The sequence below is a fragment of the Micromonospora parastrephiae genome, assembly GCF_016802865.1.
Taxonomy (GTDB): domain Bacteria; phylum Actinomycetota; class Actinomycetes; order Mycobacteriales; family Micromonosporaceae; genus Micromonospora; species Micromonospora parastrephiae.
On sequence record NZ_JAEVHM010000051.1, the window covers coordinates 1 to 18972 of the forward strand.

Here is an 18972-nt window from a genome sequence, read left to right on the forward strand (position 1 = left end):
ACCGGGCCGCGGACGCGGTGGCGGCGGTCACCGACGAACTGGCGGCGGCGGTCACCGCGGAGATGGGCAAACCCCTGGCGGACGCCCGCGGAGGCGTCGAGGCGGGCATCGGCACCCTGCGACAGTACGCGGAGCTGGCGCCGCTGCGCGGTGGGCGGACGCTGAACGGTGCGGGGGACGCGCTGGACTTCATGACCCCGCAGCCGCGTGGCGTGGTGGCCGCGATCACCCCGTGGAACGACCCGGTCGCGGTCTCCTGCGGGCTGCTCGGCGCGGCGCTGGTCACCGGCAACGTGGTGCTCTACAAGCCCAGCGAACGGACCCCGGCGACGGGTTGGCTGCTGGCGAGGGCGCTGGACGAGGCGCTGCCGGCCGGTGTGCTGTCGCTGCTCACCGGCGGGCCGCAGGTCGGTGCGGCGCTGGCCGCCCAGGAGGTCGACGTGGTGGCGCACGTGGGCTCCACGGCGACCGGGCGGGCCATCGCCGCCGCCGCGGCGAGCACCGGGGCGAAGGTGCTGCTGGAGAACGGTGGCAGCGACCCGCTGGTCGTCGACGCGGGCGTTGACCCGGAGTGGGCGGCGGGCCAGGCGGCGCTCGGCGCGTTCGCCAACGCCGGGCAGATCTGCGTCGCGGTGGAGCGGATCTACGTGCACCGCGAGGTGGCCGAGGACTTCGTGGCGGCGCTGGTGCGACGGGCCGACGCGCTGCGGGTGGGACCGGGCCGCGATCCGGGTACCGAGCTGGGTCCGCTGGTCGACCGGCGGCACCGGGACCAGGTGCACGGGCAGGTTGCGGCCGCCGTGGCCGCGGGGGCGCGGATACGCGTCGGCGGGGAGGTGCCGGACGGGCCGGGGGCCTTCTATCCGGCCACCGTGGTCACCGACTGTCGGCACGACATGCCGCTGGTGCGGGAGGAGACGTTTGGCCCGGTGGCCCCGGTGGTGGTCGTCGACTCGTACGAGGAGGGGCTGCGCTGCGCGGCGGACTCCCCGTACGGGTTGGCCGCCACGGTGCTGACCGCGTCGATGAGCCACGCGCAGCGGGCGTGGCGGGAGCTGCCGGTGGGCACCGTGAAAATCAACTCGGTGTTCGGCGGGGCGCCGGGCGGCGCCGCGCACCCGCGTCGCGCCAGCGGTCAGGGCTTCGGGTACGGCCCGGAGCTGCTGGACGAGTTCACGGCCACGAAGGCGGTGCACATCGAGGCGCCGGCCGGCGGGCACTGGTGACGGTACGGGCGGGCGCGGGGGTGCCGCGTCCGCCCGTACCGTCGTTGTCGGTCAGTCCCCGCGGGCCTTGCGGGTGGCGCGGTCGTTGGCCTTCTCGATGGCCTTGACCAGCTCCGGTTTGGTCATGCTGGACCGGCCGGGTACGTCCAGTTTGCGGGCCACCGACATGAGGTGGTCCTTCGTGGCGTTGGCGTCCACCCCGGCAGCGGTGGGTGCCCGCCGTTCCGGCCCACCGCCGGCGGCCTGGGCGTCGCTGGGGCCCTTGCGGCCCTTCGGCTCCCAGTGGTCGCCCACCTTCTCGAACTCGTGCTTCACCGCCGCGAAGGCGGTGCGGTGCGACCGCTCCCCCTCGCCGTAGGTCTCCACCGCCGAGTCGTGCGTCTTCTCCCAGGTGCGCTGCGCCTTGTCCGGGGAGCGTCGCAGCGTGCTGGGCAGGTCCTCGCGCCCGGGCATCTCGTCCTCCTCCGTGTCGGTCAGATCCACTCGACGTTCCCGCGGCAGCCCGGGTTAAACGGACCGCGTCGGCGACGGGTTTGTCGATTTCCCGGTGCGGGTACCGGCCGGGCCAGGCCCGACCGGACGACCGGTCATCCGGCGGCCGGGGCACAGGGAGCGGGCATGACGACCACGGAGCCCGGTACGACGCTCGGCGGCACGTCCGGCGCAGGACTGCCCGGGCGGGTACGCCAGCTGAACTGGCGGACCTGGCGGGGCGTGCTGGTCCGCAGCGTGCAGAACTTCGTCACCGACAACTGCTCGGACTGGGCCGCCGCGCTCACCTACTACGGCGTCCTGGCGCTCTTCCCGTCCGCCATCGTGGTGGTGGCCCTGGTGGGCCTGGTGTCCAGCGGTGAGCAGACCGTGGACACGGTGGTCGACCTCGCCAACCAGGTGGGCGCCGGGTCGGTGCTGACCGACGACGAGGGCGGCGTGGTCGGGGTGATCCGGTCCGTGGTGCTCGAGCAGAGCAACCCCAAGCTGCTGCTGAGTTTCGGTCTGCTCGGTGCGCTGTGGTCGGCGTCGGGCTTCATCGGCGCGTTCACCCGGGCCTCCAATGCCATCTACGGGGTGACCGAGGGTCGGCCGGTCTGGAAGCTGCGGCCGTTGCAGATCGGCCTGGCCGCGATCACGCTGGTGCTCCTCGCGGTGGTCGCCCTGGGGCTGATCGTCAGCGGCCCGGTCACCGACGCGGTCGGCGACCTGGTCAACGCCGGTGGCCTGGCCCGCAGGGTGTGGAGCGTGGCGAAGTGGCCGGTCCTCGCCGTGATCATGATGGTGCTGCTGTCGCTGCTGTTCTGGATCGCTCCGAACGTGCGCCAACCCCGGTTCCGCTGGCTCACCCCGGGCGGCGCGGTGGCCCTGTTCGCCTGGGCGCTGGTCTCCTTCGGCTTCGGTCTGTACGTGGCCAACTTCGGCTCGTACGACGCCACCTACGGCAGTCTGGGCGCGGCCATCGCGTTCCTCGTCTGGCTCTACCTGTCGAACTCGGCGCTGATGCTGGGCGTGCAGATCAACGCCGAGGTGCAGCGCGGGCGGCAGTTGCAGGCCGGCGACCGGGACCCAAAGGAGCCGGTGTTGCCGCCCCGCAGGCCCGCCGACGCCTGAGCACCGCCGTGCGCCCGGATGTCCGGTTCACGGCCCGGTCCGGGGGCCGGTTCGTGGTCCGGTGCCGGTTTACCGGCCCTGGTGTCGGGTAGCGCAGGAGACATGGAGCGTGGCAACAGCAAGCACGGACCGAGGATCGACGAGCAGATGAGCCAGGAGGTCAGCGGCCTCGTACAGGGGCCGGGGACCGGCGGCTCTCGGGTCGACGAGTCGCGGGTGCCGGAACCGGCAGGCGAGGACCAGCCGGAGACGACGACCGCCCCGGCCGGCGACCTGCGCACCGGCACCCCGCAGGGGATGAGTTCCGCGGACGTCGAGCAGCGCAGCCGGCTCGGCCGGTTCATCTCGATGAGCGCGCTGCCGGGTGACCGGCTGGTCCTCATCGCCAGCGCCCGTGAGAACGAGGCGCCGGACGACATCCTGGCGGCCCTCGAGCGGTTGCCCGAGGGCACCCAGTACCAGACGGTCTCCGAGGTGTGGGCCGCGCTCGGACACAAGAACGAGACAACCCGCTGGTGAGAGGGATCGCCCCCGATCCGTTCGCTCTCCGGCTGAAGGAGGTTCCCAGATGAGTGGCGTAACCGAACACGTCGACGTTGCCGTACCCGTCCGCACCGCCTACGACCAGTGGACGCAGTTCGAGGAGTTCCCGCAGTTCATGGAGGGCGTGCAGGAGGTTCGGCAGCTCTCCGAGACGATGACCCACTGGACGGTGGACATCGCCGGGGTGAAGCGGGAGTTCGACGCCGAGATCACCGAGCAGCTGCCCGACGAGCGGGTGGCCTGGCGCTCCACCGGCGGTACGCAGCAGGCGGGTGTGGTGACCTTCCACCGCCTGGACGCGGACAAGACCCGGGTCACCCTCCAGCTCGAGTTCGAGCCGCACGGGGTGGTCGAGCAGGCCGGCGACAAGCTCGGCATCGTCGACCGGCGGGCCAGGGGCGACCTGGAGCGGTTCAAGACGTTCATCGAGCGGCGCGGTCAGGAGACCGGCGCCTGGCGCGGGACGGTGGACCGCCCCCAGCCGTGATCCCGAGCACCGAACACGGATGGCCGCCGGAGTTCCCGGCGGCCATCGCCGTGTCCGAGCCAGCCCGCGCGGCGCCGTTTGCGATCATCGCGCCCGGGTACGGCTGAAGGCATGACCGACGACAACATCAGGGTGTGGCGGGACGAGGAACGGCTTCCACTGGAGGAGTTGGAACGTGCCGTGTCGGGCTCCAGCCTCGACGGGCAGGCCGACGACGTGACCGGCAACGACGCCGGCGAGGAGGCCGCGTTCGGGCACGGCCCGGCGGCGACCGACCGCGCCGGGCAGGCCCGGGGCACCGGTCGGGAGCCGACCGACCCGGAGCGGGCCTACCGTCCCTCCACCACCGGCCGGACCGGACCGGACGCCGGCTGAACGGACTCGGGCTCGTGGTGCCCGGCCGGCCGGGTGGGCCGGCGGGCGCCCAGCTCGTACAGCACGAACAGCGCCACCGCCAGCACCACCAGGGTCGGGCCGAGGGCCTGCACGGACGTGGCGTCGATCAGGACGCCGAGCCCAGCCGGGACGACTGCCGCGCCAAGCCCGGCGGCACCGATCTGCAGGCCGATGGCGCGGTCCGCGTGGGCCGCGCGACCCGGTCGGCGGTGGTGAGGGTGAGCAGCGGGAACACCGGCGCGGCGGCGAAGCCGACCACGACCAGGCCGAGCACGGCCACGGCCGCCGTTGCGGGCACGGCGACCAGCGCCGCCCCGACGGCCATCCCGGCCAGGCTGGCGCGCAGCACGAGTCGGGTGCCCAGCCGCTCGGCGACCACGCCCTGCACCACCCGGCCCACGAAGAGACTCCCCCAGTACGCGGAGACGCAGCCGCCGGCGACCGCGGCGCTGAGTCCGCGCCCCTCGGTGAGCAGCAGGAACGCCCACAGCCCGGCGGACACCTCGATCGCCACGTACAGCGCGAAGCCGACCGTCCCCGACCAGACCGCCGGCAGCCGGAGGGTGGTCCGGACCGGCACCTTCACCGTCGGTGTGGTCGGTGCGGACGCCCTGCCGGGCTCGGCGGGGGCGCGGCGCTGCCAGGCGCGCACGGTGAGCGCGAACGCGGCGGCGAGGGCGAGCTGGGCGGCGGCCATGATGCCGTAGCCCCACCGCCAGGCCAACCCGGCGCTCAGGGCGCCGGTCATGATCAGTGGACCGATCGCCACACCCAGGCCGAAGAACGCGTGCATCCAGTTCATGTGCCGCGAACCGAAGGCCCCGGCGGCGTACGCGTTGAGCCCGGAGTCGACCGCGCCGGAGCCCAGCCCCAGCAGCAGCGCGCAGCACACGAGCACGGCCAGCCCCGGGCTCACCGTGTAGCCGATCAGCGCCAGGCCGGCCAGCAGGGTGCTGCCGGCGAGCAGCGCGCCCACCCCGACCCGGGCGAGCGTGAACCCGGCCAGCACACTGGAGGTCAGGTAGCCGACGGTGCCGGCGGTGAGCAGCAGCCCGACCGCCTTGGTCGGCACGTCGAAGTCCGCCCGGATCGAGGGCCAGGCGACGCCGAGCAGGCCGTCGGGCAGGCCGAGACTGACGAACGCGAGATAGGCCAGCAGGAGCAGTGCTGCGCGGGGTGGCGCGGGCGGGGTGGACACGGGACAGATCCTGCCGCAGGCGCACCTTACCGTCGTCGCCGGCCACGTGCCCGCCGCGACAAGAAGTGGTGTCCGGACGGTCGAGAAAGCGGACAGCTCGTCCAGAATCGGCCGATCGGAGGACGGCAAACCGGTTGGTTCGCGTAAGAATTTCGGAATGCATCAAGGCTCCGGAATCCTCTCCACGCGTCAGCGCCGGCTCGCCTGGCTCGGCTTCCTGCTCGCCGCGCTACAGGCGCCGGTCTCCGCCCGGCTCGTCTCCGACGAGTCCTGGCTGTTCAGCCTCTGCGTCGCGCTGATGGTGGCCACCGTGATCATCGCGGACGACGCGGCCCGGCGGCGTCCCGCCAACGCGACCGACTAACCGCCGGCGCCGCCGGGCCTCGTGCCCCGGCCGGCCCTGGCTGCGGCGGCGTTCCTTCATCTCCGCCTCGTAGAGGTGGCGCCGCCCACCCACCAACTCGTCCCGGGCCTGCTGGTCCAACTCCCGGAACAGCGCGTGGTAGCCGTCGTCGAAGTCCTCGACGATCTGGAACGTCCACCGCCCGGCGATGACGTTGCGTCCCACCAGCTCGGTGTCGATCCGGTCGGCGAGCTGCTGGTGCCCGGCCGCGCGGAACTGCTCCACGGCGTCGTCGAGCATCAGGTCGGCGTGCCCGATCAGCTGGTGCAGCGAGTACAGGTGCCCGCGGGCCCGCTCCACGCACTCCAGCGCCTCGCTGAGCTTGCCGAGCGCGGCGACCGTCGCGTCGCTCACCCCGTCCGGGCGGCGGTGCTGCTCGTCCGGCCCGTTCACCTGCTGTCCCATCCGTGCCTCCGTGCTCTGTGCCTGCCTGTGCCGTGGTTCTCCTGCTGCCCCGTCTGTGCCGGATCAACCCTCGCGGTCAGCCCCGGGTCGTCCGGTGGCGCAGCCGACACCCCCGTCCGGCCGAGGCCGGCCCGCTCACCGGTCGGTTAGCCTCGGTCACCATGCGTGTGCCGTTCACCCGGGTCGCCCCCCGTACCGCCGTCGACTCGGCGCGGTCCACCCTGGCCGCCCTCACCGTCTCCATCGGCACCGTCGGGCTCGCCGCGGCCGCCACGCGACCCGGGCTGCTCGCCCTGGTCGACCAGCACGCCGCCGCCGTACGGGACAGCCTCGACGGTGACCGGCGGCCGCTGACGGCCGCGACCCTCGCCGGTTACGCCGAGGGGGTCCGCGCGGCGGCACTGGAGCACGGCTGGGCACCGCCGGGCGGCCCGGTGGACTGGAGCCGCCCGGAGTGGCTGCTCACCCGGCTGCTCGCGGTCTGCGCGCTGGCCCGCTCGCTCGACGGGGCCTGACCCGCGAGGAGAGGGTGCCCGCGCCGGAGCGCGGACACCCTCTGCCGTACCGATCGTGCAGTTACGCCCGCTACGAGCGGTACTGCTGGGCTTCGTCCACCCGAGGCATGGCCTGGGTGCGGTCGCCGCCGCGGTCGGCCATCTGCCGCTCCACGTCGCTACGCCCGGCCGCCGAGGCCTGACGCTGCTGCTGCACCGCCCGGGCCTCCTGGGCCGCCCGGTCCAGCCAGCCGTCCCAGCGTTTCTGCATCGGCTTCACCAGACCGCCACCGACGCCGACGATCAGGATGCCGGCCACCGTGGCGAGCACCGCGATCAGCACCGGCGTGGTCACCGTGGTGGCGATACCCACCTGGTTCAGCGCGGCGATCACGCCGAGCGCGATGATGAAGATCGCCGTCAGGTCGGCCAGGACCTTGCCGTACGAGAGTCCTCCCAGCGCCCCGGTGACCAGATCCCGGGCGGCGTTGGCGATCGCGGCCGCCACCACCACGATGACGATCGCGACGAACGCGCGCGGCAGCCAGGCCACCACGCCGCTGATCAGATCACTGATCGCGTTGGGTCCCCAGACCCCGAAGGCGAACTGCAGCGTGAACAGCAGTACCGCGTAGTACGCCAGTCTTGCCAGGATGTCGCTCGCGTCGTACTTCGTTCTCTCCAGCGCGCGTTTGATACCGCCGCGTTCGACCGCTTGGTCGAAGTGCACCCGTTCCAGTACCGCATCCACGATCTTGAGGACCGCTCTGGCGATGAGCCAGCCGACCACGAGGATGACGATGAAGGCCACTGCCTTCGGGATGAAGAGCAGCACCGACCTCCAGGTGTCGGCGATGGCATCACCGATGTCGGCCTGCCGGACCGCGAGGGTTTTCAGCATGACGTCCCTCCTGTCGCATGGACTGCGCCGGGCGCATACCCGGCCGGAGGTGCGGCAGTCCGCGCGGCTCGCGGAGTTTTTTCCGACAAGCTGCCGGAGATGGGCCCTGAACTGCCCGAACAGTCACCGCGGCGACGCCGGCGACGACCCGCCGCCAGGACCGGATGCCGTTTTCCGGGGGCCGGATAGGCTGCGGACATGCCAGGAACGGTCGGGCGAGCCCCCACGCCAGCAACTCCGGTCCCCGGCGCATCCACCGGACCGGGCGCTGACGCCCCCGTTCTCGCCCACGACTGGGCGAGCACGCCGCTGGGCCCACCCGAGGCATGGGACCCGGCGATCCGGGCCGTGGTCGAGCTGATCCTCGCCTCGCCGATGCCGATGGCGTTGGCGTACGGCGACGATCTCGTGCTGCTCTACAACGCCGGGTACGCCGAACTGCTGGGCAGCAAACACCCGGGCGCCCTCGGCCGTCCGGCCGCCGAGGTGTACGCGGAGATCTGGGCGCTGCCCGGCGTCGGTGAGGTGATCGAGCGGACCTACCGGCAGGGCGTGCCGTTCCTGGAGAAGGAGTCGACCGTCCCCCTGGTGCGTGAGCATTCCGCCGTGGTGGAGCAGGCGGTCTTCACCCGGGGTTACTCCCCCGTGCGCGACAGTGCCGGGAAGATCGTCGGCATGCTGACGGTCGCCGCCGAGACCACCCACGTCACCGAGCAGTTGCAGAGCCTCAGCGAGGTCGCCGCCGCGCTCGCCGGCACGCTCACGCTCGACGACGTGGCCCGGGTGGCGCTGCGGCACACGATCAACACCTTCGACGCCGACCAGGTGGCGTTCGCGGTCGACGAGGGCGGCGGCGGTTGGCGGACGGTGCGCCGGGTACGCGGCGAGCTGTTGGACGAGGCCGACGAGCGCCTCCCACCGCTCTGGCGGCGCGTCTCGGCGGACTGGTCGGCCCCGGTGGTACGGGTGGCCGGGTCGGGCGATCCGTCGTTCACCCGTGACGGGCAGCCGCTGCGGGAAACCGCGGTCGACCGCCACGATCAGAAGATCCGCTCGATGGCGGCCCTGCCGCTGGGCACCTCGGTGGTGCGCGGCGGGCTGGCGGTCGGCTTCCAGGCGCCGCACGCCTGGTCGGCCGCCGAGCGGGCGCTGCTGGCCGCCTCCGGCGAGCTGATCGGCCAGGCGGCGGAGCGGGCCCGCCGTTTCGAGACCCAGCACGGCACCGCCCAGCTGCTGCAACGCAGCATGTTGCCGGCGCACCTGCCGGACCTCCCCCGACTGCGGATCGCGGCCCGCTACGACCCGGGGGTGGACGGCAACGCCGCCGGCGGGGACTTCTACGACGCGTTCCTGCTGCCGGGCGGCGGGCTCGGCGTGGTGCTGGGCGACGTCGCCGGGCACGACGTGCAGGCCGCGGCACGGATGGGACAGGTCCGCGCCGCCCTGCGCGCGCTGGCACTGGCCGACCCGGCCCCGGACGCGGTGCTGGCCGGGCTGGACCGGCTGGTGACCAGCCTGGGCGCGGAGGCCGGTACGCACGAACTGTTCGTCACCGTGGTGTTCGGGGTCATCGACGCGGACCGCCGGGAGATGACCCTCGCCAGCGCCGGTCATCCGGCCCCCCTGATCCGCCGCAGCAACCCGGACGGCCGTTCCCACGCCGAGTACGTGGACCTGCCGGCCGGCCCTCCGCTGGGGCTCGGCGGGCGGCCGGTCACCACCACCGTCGCGTTCCGCCCCGGCGACACCCTGCTGCTGTTCAGCGACGGTGTGGTGGAGCGCCGCCGGCAGAGCCTCACCGCCGGGCTGGACGCCCTCGTCGACGCGGTGGCCAAGGCCGTCGGCAGCGATCCGCGCGCGCTGTGCGCGGTGGCCACCGCCGCCGTGCCCGGCGGCACCGAGGACGACGTGGCCGTCCTGGCGGTCGAGCACGCGCTGAAGCCGAGCCGCTCGGCGAGCATGGAGGTGCCGGCGGAGCCGACCGCGCCCAGTCGGGTCCGGCACTGGATGACCGGCCAGCTCGGCGAGTGGCAGGTGCCCGAGTCGGTGATCGGCGCTGCGGTGCTCTGCACGAACGAGTTGACCACCAACGCGCTCCTGCACGCCGGCACCGCCGCCCGGGTGGAGATCGACCTCAGCGCCGAGCGGCTGCTGGTCTCGGTCGCCGATTCCGGCACCCGGGGCACCGTGACCCGTACCCGGACCGACACGTTGAGCAGTCGGGGACGCGGCCTCGGGCTGATCGAGCAGCTCAGCGACGCCTGGGGCACCGATCCGACGGTCCGCGGCTCCACGGTCTGGTTCGAGATCCTCGTTCCGGCTGCCGAGCGCCGCTGAGACCTGCGGGGCGCCCGCACGAATCAGCCGACCGCGTAGCGGGTAGGAGGACGCGCATGGCCACCGATCAACCCACCGGCATCCTCTTCGACGTCGACGGCACCCTCGTCGACACCACCTACCTGCACACGGTGTGTTGGTGGGAGGCGCTGCGCCAGACCGACCAGCCGGTGCCGATGGCGACCGTGCACCGGGCGATCGGGATGGGCGCGGACAAGCTCCTCGATCATCTGCTCGGCCCCGAGCGGGACCGCGACGCCGATGAGAAGCTGCGCGACGCGCACGACACCCTGTACGGCGAGTACTGGGAACGCCTGACGCCGCTGCCCCGGGCGGCGGACCTGCTGCGCGCCTGCGCCGAGCGGGGCCTGCGGGTGGTCCTGGCCACCAGCGCGTCGGAGCAGGAGGTCGGCGCTCTGCGCCGCGCACTGGGCGCCGACGACGTCGTCGACACGATCACCTCCTCGGCGGACGCGAAGCAGAGCAAGCCCGCCCCCGACATCCTGGTCGCCGCGCTGGAGCAGTCCGGGCTGGCCGCCGAGCGGGTGGTCTTCGTCGGCGACTCGGTCTGGGACGTCGCGGCGGCCGGCAAGCTCAACATCCCGTGCGTCGGCCTGACCTGCGGCGGCACCAGCCGCGGTGAGCTGGCCGGCGCCGGGGCGGTGGCGGTCTACGACGACCCGGCCGCCCTGCTGGCCGAGCTTCCCGACTCTCCACTCGCCCGACCGAGGTAAGGCTCACTCGGGTTGGTCGAGGCGCGCACGCATAGCCGGAGTCCCCGCGGGGCATGCTCTGTCACCACCTGCCCGCAACTCGTGGGCGCGGCCGGAGGGTGGCACGGTGGAGCCGGTAGACGTGGCGTTCGCGCTGGTGGGCCTGGGCGCCCTGCTCGCAGGCATCCTGCCCCGGGTGCTGGAACGCCGTCCGCTGTCCATGCCGATCGCCTTCCTGGTCCTCGGCATGCTGGTCTTCCTGCTGCCGGTGGGTCTGCCCACACCGGACCCGCTGGCCCATCCGGAGCTGACCACCCACCTGACCGAGATCGGGGTGATCGTCGCCCTGATGGGCGCCGGGCTCAAGATCGACCGACCGTTGAGTTGGGCCCGGTGGTCGTCGACCTGGCGGCTGCTGGCCATCGCGATGCCGCTGTGCATCGCGGCCGTGGCGCTGCTCGGCTGGTGGTGGGCCGGGCTGGTGCCAGCCGCCGCCCTGCTGCTGGGCGCGGCGCTCGCTCCGACCGACCCGGTGCTCGCCGCGGACGTACAGGTCGGCGAGCCGACCGACGTGGAGGATTCCGAGGACGAGGTCCGCTTCGCGTTGACCTCCGAGGCCGGTCTCAACGACGGCCTGGCGTTCCCGTTCGTCTACGCGGCCATCGCCATCGCCTCGACGAGTCTCGCCCCGGGCGACTGGCTGGCCGAGTGGTTCACCGTGGACGTGCTGTGGAAGGTGTGCGTCGGTGTCGGCGGCGGCCTGCTCATCGGCTGGCTGCTCGGCAAGCTGTTCTTCCGGGCGCCCAGCAAGCTGCGGCTGGCCCGGCACGCCGAGGGTTTCCTGGCGTTGGCCGCCACCTTCCTGGCGTACGGCCTGGTGGAGGTGGTCGGCGGGTACGGCTTCCTGGCGGTGTTCGTGGCCGCCCGGGCGATCCGCGCGGCCGAGCGGACCCACGAGTTCCACGCGGTGCTGCACGACTTCGCCGAGCAGATCGAACGACTGCTCACCCTGGTGTTGTTGCTGCTGCTCGGCGGCGCGGTCGTGGGCGGCCTGCTCGGGTCGCTGACCTGGCCGGCGGCGGCCGTCGGGCTGGCGCTGGTGTTCCTGATCCGACCCCTGACGGGCTGGCTGTCGCTGCGTGGGGCACCGGGCCGCCCGGCCGAGCACTGGGTCATCTCGTTGTTCGGCATCCGTGGGGTGGGCTCTTTCTACTACCTCGCGTACGCCACCACGAAAGCCGACTTTCCGCAGGCGGAGCTGCTCTGGGCCACCGTCGGGCTGGTGGTGCTCGTGTCGGTGGTGGTGCACGGCATCACGGCGACCCCGGTCATGCAACTGCTGGACCGCGAGGGCGAACGGACCGCCGACCCCGCCGAACGGGACGCCTCCGCCCGGCCCGTCGCCGCCGGACACGCCTGAGCGCTCGACGCCCCCTCAGGCGAGGCGGGCGGCGAGCGCGCGGCCGAGGTCCCGTCCGGAGCGCCAGGCCGTCTGCACCCGGGGCTTGCCGAAGGCGTCACCGGCCAGGCCGATCCCGTCGGCATCCAGGTGGTACGTGTCGCCGCTCGTGCCCCCGGTCGGCTTCGCGTACGTCCACCGGTGCACGTGCACGTCGGTGGCCTGCTCGGGCAGCCCCAGCAGGTCCCGTACGGCCTGCTCGATCGCCGGGCCGGCCCCGGTCGGCTGGGCCAGGTGACCGCGGGCGAACTCCGGCACGGTGTGCGCGACGAGCACCGGCGCGCCGTCGCCGCGCCGGTCGCCGTCGTCGCAGACGAGGTTGAGTACCGGGTGGTCGTTGACGAACGCGCCGCCGAAGTCGGGCCAGCGTCGGCTCGGAAAGCGCAGCACGGCGGCGAGCGACGGTGACCAGCTCTGCGCCTGCACGGCGCGGGTGGCGTCGGCCAGGACCGGGTCGAGCAGCAGGGCGGCCTGCGGGCCGGGCATGGCCAGGACGACCGCCGCGCACGGTTCGCCGTCCACGACCGGCCCGGGCTCGACGGTGAGCACCAGCCGGTCGACGGTCGGCGACAGCGGGTCGGCCAGGTGTTCGACCAGCGAGCGGAGTCCGCGCGGCGCGGCGAAGCGCATCGGTCCGGGCACGTCGTGGCGCCCCTCCCGGTCGTACGCCTGGAAGGTGTCGGTCCATTCGCGGACCAGGCCGGCGGAGCGCCACCGCTCGACCACGACGGCGAAGTCCGGGTCGTTGACGGTGAGGTAGGCGGCGCCGATGTCGGCGGGTCGACCCGCGAAGCGTTTGCTGGCCATCCGGCCGCCGCAGACGTGCCCCCGTTCCCGCAGTTGAACCGGCACCCCGGCGCTGCTCAGCTCTGCCGCACAGGCCACTCCGGCGATTCCCGCACCGACGACCACCACAGCCGACGAGTCCACGCTCATCCGGTGATCGTAGGCGGCGACGGGCGCGCATGAACCGCCGATGATCGGGGTACTGGCACACCTGTTCGAAGAAAGGGTGATGACGATGACGGACAGCAGCAACGAACAGGCCGACCCGCGCGGCGCGATCAAGGACCCCGACGAGTGGGTCACCGGCGACGAGCCGCCCACGGCGGCGCAGGAGTCCTACCTGAACACGCTCGCCCGTGAGGCCGACGCGGACCTCCCGGACGACCTCACCAAGGCCGAGGCGTCCAAGCGGATCGACGAACTCCAGGCCGAGACGGGCCGGGGCCGATAACCCCGAGCTGCGCGATCTTGCACTTGCGGCGGCGACGCGCCGACAGCAGGTGCAAGATCGCGCGCCCGGGTCAGGGGCGGGGCAGCCGGTGGAGTCGCACCTCGGTCAGGCGGGCGTCGGCAATCTCGGCTTCCAGGTAGGTGGCGTGGGGTTGGGACCGGCGGTCGGTGGGCGAGCCGGGGTTGAGCAGGCGCAGACCGCCCGGGGCCTCGGTGTCCCACGGGATGTGCGAGTGACCGAAGACCAGCAGGTCGACGTCCGGGAAACGGGCCGCGCACCGCTGCTCACGGCCGGCCCGGGGCCCGGTCTCGTGCACCACGGCGACCCGCAGGCCGTCGAGGTCGACGCGGGCCACCTCCGGCAGGCGGGAGCGCAGCGCGGGGCCGTCGTTGTTGCCGTACACCCCGACCAGCCGGCGCGAGCGCGCCGTCATCGCGTCGAGCAGCGCCTCGTCCACCCAGTCGCCGGCGTGTACGACCACGTCCGCCGCCTCGATCGCCGCCCAGAGTGGCGCCGGCAGGTCCCGGGCCCGCTTTGGTAGGTGGGTGTCCGCCGTGAGCACCAGCCGCATCCCGACATTGTCCCCCGCGCCCCGGCCGCCCGCCCGGCGACGCGGACGCACGGCGGGGCACGGAGTCGGTCAGGGGCCGGTCACGGCAGGGTCCACCGCTGCGCCCCCGTGCCGTTGCAGGTCCAGATTCGCAGTTGTCGGCCGTCGGTGAGATCCGAGTTGGGGATGTCCAGGCAACGCCCGGACTGTGGGTTGCGCAGGCTGCCGTCCGGCTGGGGGGCCCACTGCTGGGCTCCGCTGCCGTTGCAGTCGTACAGCTGCACGAGCGTGCCGTCGGCGGTGCCGCTGGCCTTCACGTCCATGCACTTGGCGAGCCCGCGCACCGTACCGTCGCCGGGCAGGGTCCAGCGCTGCGCTGCGGTGCCGTTGCAGGTCCAGGTCTGCACCCTGGTGCCGTTGGCGGTCTGGCTGGAGGCGATGTCCGCGCACTTGCCGAGGGCCTTGATCTCACCGGTGCGCGCCCCGCCGGTGCCGACCCCCGGCCCGGTGAAGGTGTAGCTGTCCAGGTCCAGCAACGCGCCACTGCCACCGGTGAAGACGAGGTACAGATCGTGGGTGCCGTCGTCGGGTCTGCTCACCGTGGCGCTCAACTCGGTGTAGTTGTCCCAGCCGCCGGTGTTCGGCACCGCGATCCGGGCGACCTCGGCGCCGGTCGGCGAGTCGTACCGGAAGGACAGGGTGCCTCCCGGGCCCCCGGAGGAGACCCGCGCCCGGACCCCGGTGATCCCCTTGAGGCTCACGGCGTGGTGTCGGACGTTCTCGCCGTTCTGGATGTCACCGAGCCGCCTGCCACCCTCGGCCGCCGCCTGGTCGATCACCGTGGGTCCGTTGAGCTGGACGACGTGCTCGGCCTGCCACTGTTTCGGGTAGAGGCTGATGTTTTTTTCCCCGGTCAGGACGGCCGAGCCGGTCGCCCCGCGATCGGTGTAGCTGCCTCGGAGCACGAAGAAGAGCACCGAGTCGGGGCCGGCGTGTACCGGGCCGGTGTTGAAGGTGGCGCCGCAACCGGTCCCCTCCCCCTCCTCGTGGGCGTGCTCCTGATGCCCGAGCGCGGCCCGGACGACCACGGCCGAGCAGGCCGGCGTGCCGTCCTGCGGGTCACTGGCGGTGGCGCTCACCGTCAGGTCCTGCCCCCAGTCGAAGAGCCCGCCGGCGGGCAGTCCGTTCAGCGTGACCGTCGGTCGGTTGTTGCCGACGACCACGGGCACCAGCGTGGTGGCGCTGCGCCCGGTGCCGTCGCTGACCGTCAGCCGGGCGTTGAAGCTGCCGTTGGCGGTGTACGTGAAGGAGGGGTTCGCCGCGGTCGAGTCGGTGCTGCCGTTGTCGGTGAAGTCCCAGGCGAAGCTCAGCGGGTCGCCGTCCGGGTCGGAGCTGCCGGCGCTGGAGAAGCCGACTGCCAGCGGGGCCAGTCCGTTGTCCCGGGTGACGGTGGCCCGGGCCACCGGAGACCGCCCACCCTGGACGTAGTTGATTTTGTAGAGTCCGGCGTCGACGGCGCCGGAGAAGTAGCCGCTGCCGTACTCCAGCAGGTAGAGCGAGCCGTCCGGGCCGAACTGCCAGTCGATCGGGTGGACGAACGTCATGCCGGCGAGCACCGGCTCGATCACGGTCGGCACGCCGGTGGCGGGGTTGCCGTTGTCGAACTGGACCTCCTTGATCCAGTTGCGGCAGTACTCGGAGATCAGCCACTTGTTGTCGTAGTAGGCGGGCCACTTGTTGTCCGAGACGAGGTTCGGGTCGTAGTGGTAGACCTCGACGTGGTTGGGCGAGCCGCAGCCGCCCGGGTTGTCCAACCCCGGCCAGTCGTCGCTGCCGCCGTGCTGCTCCCAGACCAGCGCCGCCTTCGTGGGCGGGAGCTGGTTCAGGCCGGTGTTGCGGGGTGAGTCGTTGACCGGGCCGGTCGAGCCGCCGCACGGGAACCAGCCGCGCGGCGAGGCGGTGGCGAAGTCCCAGTCGTTGTAGGCCACGTTCGGGCCGCCGCAGTACGGCCAGCCGTAGTTGCCAGGCCCGGTTGCCCGGTTGAACTCGTCGTACGCCGCCGGGCCACGGTTGGCGGAATCGGCGCCGGCGTCCGGGCCGACCTCGCCCCAGTAGAGCGTGTTGGTGGCCTTGCGGTCCACCCAGATCCGGTACGGGTTGCGCACGCCCATCACGTAGATCTCCGGTCGGGTCCGCGCGGTGCCGGCGGCGAAGAGGTTTCCGGACGGGACGGTGTAGCTGCCGTCGTTCTCCGGATGGATCCGGTTGATCTTCCCGCGCAGGTCGTTGGTGTTGCCGGAGGTGCGCTGGGCGTCGTACTGCGGGTTGCGGCTGGTCCGCTCGTCGATCGGGGCCATCCCGGCGGAGTCGCCGCCGGAGTTGGTGTTGTCGCCGACCGCGAAGTACAGGTTGCCGGCGGTGTCCCAGCTCATCGAGCCGGCCGAGTGGCAGCACAGGTCACGTTCGGTGGGCCACTCGATGAGCGTGTCCTCGCTGCCCGGGTCGAGCAGCAGGGTGGACGGGTTGAAGGTGAACCGACTGATCCGGTTGAGCAGTGGGGTGACCTTGGGTGAGTAGAAGAGGTAGACCCAGCGGTTGCTCGCGAAGCTCGGATGCAGGGTGATGCCGATCAGGCCGTCCTCGAACCGGGCGTCCAGTGCCAGGGTCAGCGCGACCGTGGTCGATCGCGTCGCCGGGTTGTAGAGGCGGACCTGGCCGCCGGCGCCGCTGGTGCCCCGGTTGATGTAGAAGACCTTGCCATCGGGGGCGACGGCCAACTCGATCGGCTCCCCCATGGAGAGCCCGCCGTCGAGAGCGATCTTCTCGAAGCCGTTGGTGGCGGGTGGTGCGAGGGCCGCGTCCGTCTGCGGGGCGGAAGCGGCGGCCGGAAGTTCGGCACCGCCCTGCGCGGTGGCGGGCGGGGCGAGGCAGAGTGCGGCGAGGACGGTGAGCAGGGTGGTGGTGACGACGAGACGTCGGCGCGAGGTGCGGGGCACGAGACCTCCAGCTGTCCGGGGGTTCTCGGTGCCGCTCCCGCCGACTGGAGGAGCACCGCAATTGTGTCCCGGACATTAACGCCTTTCACTCAAGAGCGATAGAACTTCGATTCAAGGGATCGAAAGTTGTCACGATCTAGGTAAAAGCCCGGCTCAGGGACGCACCGGGCTGAAGTGCGCCGGGGGCATGCCGAGACCACGCATCGTCGGGTCCCGCTCGACGTCGGTCAGCACACCGGCGGCGTTGATCAGGCCGATGTGCGAGAAGGCCTGGGGAAAGTTGCCCAGCTGCTCCCCGGTCAGCGGGTCGATCTGCTCGGCGAACAGGCCGAGGTCGTTGACCCGCTCCGCCAACGTCCCGAACAGCTCGTGTGCCCGTTTGCGCTCACCGGCCAGCGCCAGGCAACACACCAACCAGAACGAGCAGATGAGGAACCCGGCCGGGTCGCCGTCCCAGCGCCGCAGCAGGCCGTCGTGCGACAGCTGCTGCTCCACGGCACGGATCGTCGAACGCATCCGTGGGTCGTCGGCCCTGAGGAACCCCACCAACGGCATCACCAGCACCGAGGCGTCCAGCTCGTCGGACTCGAAACTCCCGGTGTACGACTGGAGCCGATCGCTCCATCCCCGCTTTAGCACCTCCGCGCGCACCTCGTCGCGGGCGGCCGTCCAGCGGGCCACGTCCTGCGGCCCGCCGAGCCGGTCACCGAAGCGGACCGCACGGTCCAGGGCGACCCAGCACTGCACCTTCGAGGACACGTGGTGGTGTTCGACGCCGCGTTCCTCCCACATCCCCGCGTCGGGCAGCCTCCAGTCCCGTGCCGCCTCGTCGGCGAGCACCCGGAGAACGTGGTGCACCTCCGGATCCAGCGGCTCCAGCTTGTCGCGCATCAACCAGGCGGCGTCCAACGCCTCGCCGAAGATGTCGGTCTGCCGTTGCTGCCACGCGTTGTTGCCGATCACCACCGGTGGGCTGTCGTGGTAACCACCGAGCTGCTCCAGGCGATGCTCGGTGAGGTCCCGCTCTCCGAGCACCCCGTACATGATGGGCACCGGTTTGTCGTCGACGCGGCCCATCGCCCGACCCAGCCAGGCGAACTGCCGCTGCACCTCGTCGAAGCACGCCGACCGCCACAGCGCCCGCAGGGTGAGACTGAAGTCGCGCACCCACACGTAGCGGTAGTCGTAGTTGCGGTCCCCGCCGAGTTCCTCCGGCAGGGAGGTGGTCACCGAGGCCACCACCGCCCCGCTCGGCCGGTACGTCATCCCCTGCACCACCAGCCGGCTACGCAGCACCTGCTCGGCGTAGAGGCCCTGGTAGTCATGCTCGCTCGCCCAGGACCGCCAGCCGGCGACGGTGTCGGCGATGGTCTGGTCCGCGTCCGGCACCTCCGGCAGCGGAGCGTCGTAGGTCGGGGCGTACCCGAGGGTGAAGTTGTGCGTCGTGCCGGCGCGGGTGGTGAACGACGCGCTGGCCTCGCCGTCGCCGCAGCTCAACCGCACGCTGCCGCGCAGCGTGAGCCGGGCCGCCCCGGCGATGGCCTCCAGCGTGTCGTCCCGCTCGACCATGTACGCGTTGGTACGCCCGTACTCGAAGCGGGGCCGGTAGTGCACCCGCATCGGCACCTCACCGGAAAGCCCTCGCACGCTGCGGACCAGAACCTGCGGCGAGTGCAGCCCGATGGCATGACCACGCGCGCCGGGCTCGAAGGCGAGCGCGTCGGTCAGCGCGACCTCCCCCTGCGCGGTGTGGAACACGGTCCGCAGCACCAGGGTCTCGTCGAGGTAGCAGCGCTCGACCGTGTAGTCCCCCTCCGGGCGGATCGACCAGTGCCCGGCGCCGTCGTCGAGCAGCCGACCGAACACCGACGGGGCGTCGAACCGGCCCGGGCACCACCAGTTGACCGAGCCCGACGAGTTCACCAGCGCGGCGCTGCGGCCGTCGGCGAGGAAACCGTAGTCACTGATCTGTCCGCTCTCCACCCGACTGGCTACCCGACCCACCCGCACGCATGCCCCGAG

Annotated in this window: 17 protein-coding genes and 1 pseudogene; 10 read left to right on the forward strand and 8 right to left on the reverse strand. The window is 72.4% G+C overall.

Annotation, left to right across the window (positions count from 1 at the left end; translation table 11 throughout):
- On the forward strand, window positions 1–1226 hold a 1226-nt coding region (locus tag JNW91_RS13225), incomplete at its 5' end, for an aldehyde dehydrogenase family protein (RefSeq protein WP_203175133.1).
- 51 nt (window positions 1227–1277) lie between these two features.
- Here JNW91_RS13225 and JNW91_RS13230 read toward each other — a convergent pair.
- Entirely contained in the window at window positions 1278–1679 is a 402-nt protein-coding gene (locus JNW91_RS13230; RefSeq protein ID WP_203175159.1) for a ChaB family protein, read from the reverse strand.
- Window positions 1680–1844: 165 nt separating this feature from the next.
- Here JNW91_RS13230 and JNW91_RS13235 point away from each other — a divergent pair, with 165 nt between their 5' ends.
- The 4 genes from JNW91_RS13235 to JNW91_RS13250 all read left to right on the forward strand — a co-directional run bounded on the left by JNW91_RS13235 (window position 1845) and on the right by JNW91_RS13250 (window position 4236).
- Window positions 1845–2831 carry a YihY/virulence factor BrkB family protein gene (locus JNW91_RS13235; protein ID WP_203175134.1) on the forward strand — a complete coding sequence of 329 codons (987 nt, stop codon included), beginning with the start codon at window positions 1845–1847 and terminating at the stop codon, window positions 2829–2831.
- Between the two features lie 102 nt (window positions 2832–2933).
- Window positions 2934–3350 carry a DUF2795 domain-containing protein gene (locus tag JNW91_RS13240; RefSeq protein ID WP_203175135.1) on the forward strand — a complete coding sequence of 139 codons (417 nt, stop codon included), beginning with the start codon at window positions 2934–2936 and terminating at the stop codon, window positions 3348–3350.
- A gap of 49 nt (window positions 3351–3399) precedes the next feature.
- Window positions 3400–3861 (forward strand): SRPBCC family protein, encoded by a 462-nt coding sequence (locus tag JNW91_RS13245; RefSeq protein ID WP_203175136.1) that lies wholly within the window; start codon window positions 3400–3402, stop codon window positions 3859–3861.
- A gap of 111 nt (window positions 3862–3972) precedes the next feature.
- Window positions 3973–4236 carry a hypothetical protein gene (locus JNW91_RS13250; protein ID WP_203175137.1) on the forward strand — a complete coding sequence of 88 codons (264 nt, stop codon included), beginning with the start codon at window positions 3973–3975 and terminating at the stop codon, window positions 4234–4236.
- Between the two features lie 127 nt (window positions 4237–4363).
- On the opposite strand, the gene JNW91_RS13255 is transcribed toward JNW91_RS13250, so the two are convergent.
- Together JNW91_RS13255 and JNW91_RS13260 are read right to left on the reverse strand one after the other, a co-directional pair.
- Window positions 4364–5455 (reverse strand): MFS transporter, encoded by a 1092-nt coding sequence (locus JNW91_RS13255; protein ID WP_309244343.1) that lies wholly within the window; start codon window positions 5453–5455, stop codon window positions 4364–4366.
- A 376-nt stretch (window positions 5456–5831) separates the two neighbouring features.
- Window positions 5832–6263: pseudogene (locus tag JNW91_RS13260) on the reverse strand (hypothetical protein); the annotation flags it as partial.
- A 161-nt stretch (window positions 6264–6424) separates the two neighbouring features.
- On the opposite strand from JNW91_RS13260, the gene JNW91_RS13265 reads away from it, so the two are divergent.
- On the forward strand, window positions 6425–6778 hold the full coding sequence (locus JNW91_RS13265) for a DUF6401 family natural product biosynthesis protein (protein WP_203175138.1): 354 nt from the start codon (window positions 6425–6427) through the stop codon (window positions 6776–6778).
- A 70-nt stretch (window positions 6779–6848) separates the two neighbouring features.
- On the opposite strand, the gene JNW91_RS13270 is transcribed toward JNW91_RS13265, so the two are convergent.
- Window positions 6849–7658 carry a mechanosensitive ion channel family protein gene (locus tag JNW91_RS13270; protein WP_203175139.1) on the reverse strand — a complete coding sequence of 270 codons (810 nt, stop codon included), beginning with the start codon at window positions 7656–7658 and terminating at the stop codon, window positions 6849–6851.
- Between the two features lie 198 nt (window positions 7659–7856).
- Between JNW91_RS13270 and JNW91_RS13275 the strand changes: the two genes are divergently transcribed.
- The 3 genes from JNW91_RS13275 (at window position 7857) to JNW91_RS13285 (ending at window position 12128) form a co-directional block, all read left to right on the forward strand.
- On the forward strand, window positions 7857–9995 hold the full coding sequence (locus JNW91_RS13275; RefSeq protein WP_203175140.1) for an ATP-binding SpoIIE family protein phosphatase: 2139 nt from the start codon (window positions 7857–7859) through the stop codon (window positions 9993–9995).
- Between the two features lie 56 nt (window positions 9996–10051).
- Window positions 10052–10729 (forward strand): HAD family hydrolase, encoded by a 678-nt coding sequence (locus JNW91_RS13280; RefSeq protein ID WP_203175141.1) that lies wholly within the window; start codon window positions 10052–10054, stop codon window positions 10727–10729.
- A gap of 106 nt (window positions 10730–10835) precedes the next feature.
- Window positions 10836–12128: a cation:proton antiporter gene (locus JNW91_RS13285; RefSeq protein ID WP_203175142.1), complete on the forward strand. Its 1293-nt coding sequence runs from the start codon at window positions 10836–10838 to the stop codon at window positions 12126–12128.
- 15 nt (window positions 12129–12143) lie between these two features.
- Here JNW91_RS13285 and JNW91_RS13290 read toward each other — a convergent pair whose 3' ends face one another.
- Window positions 12144–13082, reverse strand: coding sequence for an NAD(P)/FAD-dependent oxidoreductase (locus tag JNW91_RS13290; protein WP_203175160.1), 939 nt, complete (start codon window positions 13080–13082; stop codon window positions 12144–12146).
- 106 nt (window positions 13083–13188) lie between these two features.
- Between JNW91_RS13290 and JNW91_RS13295 the strand changes: the two genes are divergently transcribed.
- Window positions 13189–13404, forward strand: a complete 216-nt coding sequence (locus JNW91_RS13295; RefSeq protein ID WP_203175143.1) for a DUF3072 domain-containing protein — start codon at window positions 13189–13191, stop codon at window positions 13402–13404.
- 70 nt (window positions 13405–13474) lie between these two features.
- On the opposite strand, the gene JNW91_RS13300 is transcribed toward JNW91_RS13295, so the two are convergent.
- The 3 genes from JNW91_RS13300 to JNW91_RS13310 form a co-directional block, all read right to left on the reverse strand.
- Window positions 13475–13975, reverse strand: a complete 501-nt coding sequence (locus JNW91_RS13300; RefSeq protein WP_203175144.1) for a metallophosphoesterase family protein — start codon at window positions 13973–13975, stop codon at window positions 13475–13477.
- A gap of 80 nt (window positions 13976–14055) precedes the next feature.
- The gene (locus tag JNW91_RS13305) at window positions 14056–16950 is read right to left on the reverse strand and encodes a ricin-type beta-trefoil lectin domain protein (RefSeq protein WP_203175145.1); all 2895 of its coding nucleotides are present in this window, start codon (window positions 16948–16950) and stop codon (window positions 14056–14058) included.
- 153 nt (window positions 16951–17103) lie between these two features.
- Complete coding sequence (locus tag JNW91_RS13310; RefSeq protein WP_203175146.1) at window positions 17104–18933, reverse strand: glycoside hydrolase family 15 protein; 1830 nt, start codon at window positions 18931–18933, stop codon at window positions 17104–17106.
- Between the last annotated feature and the right edge of the window lie 39 nt (window positions 18934–18972).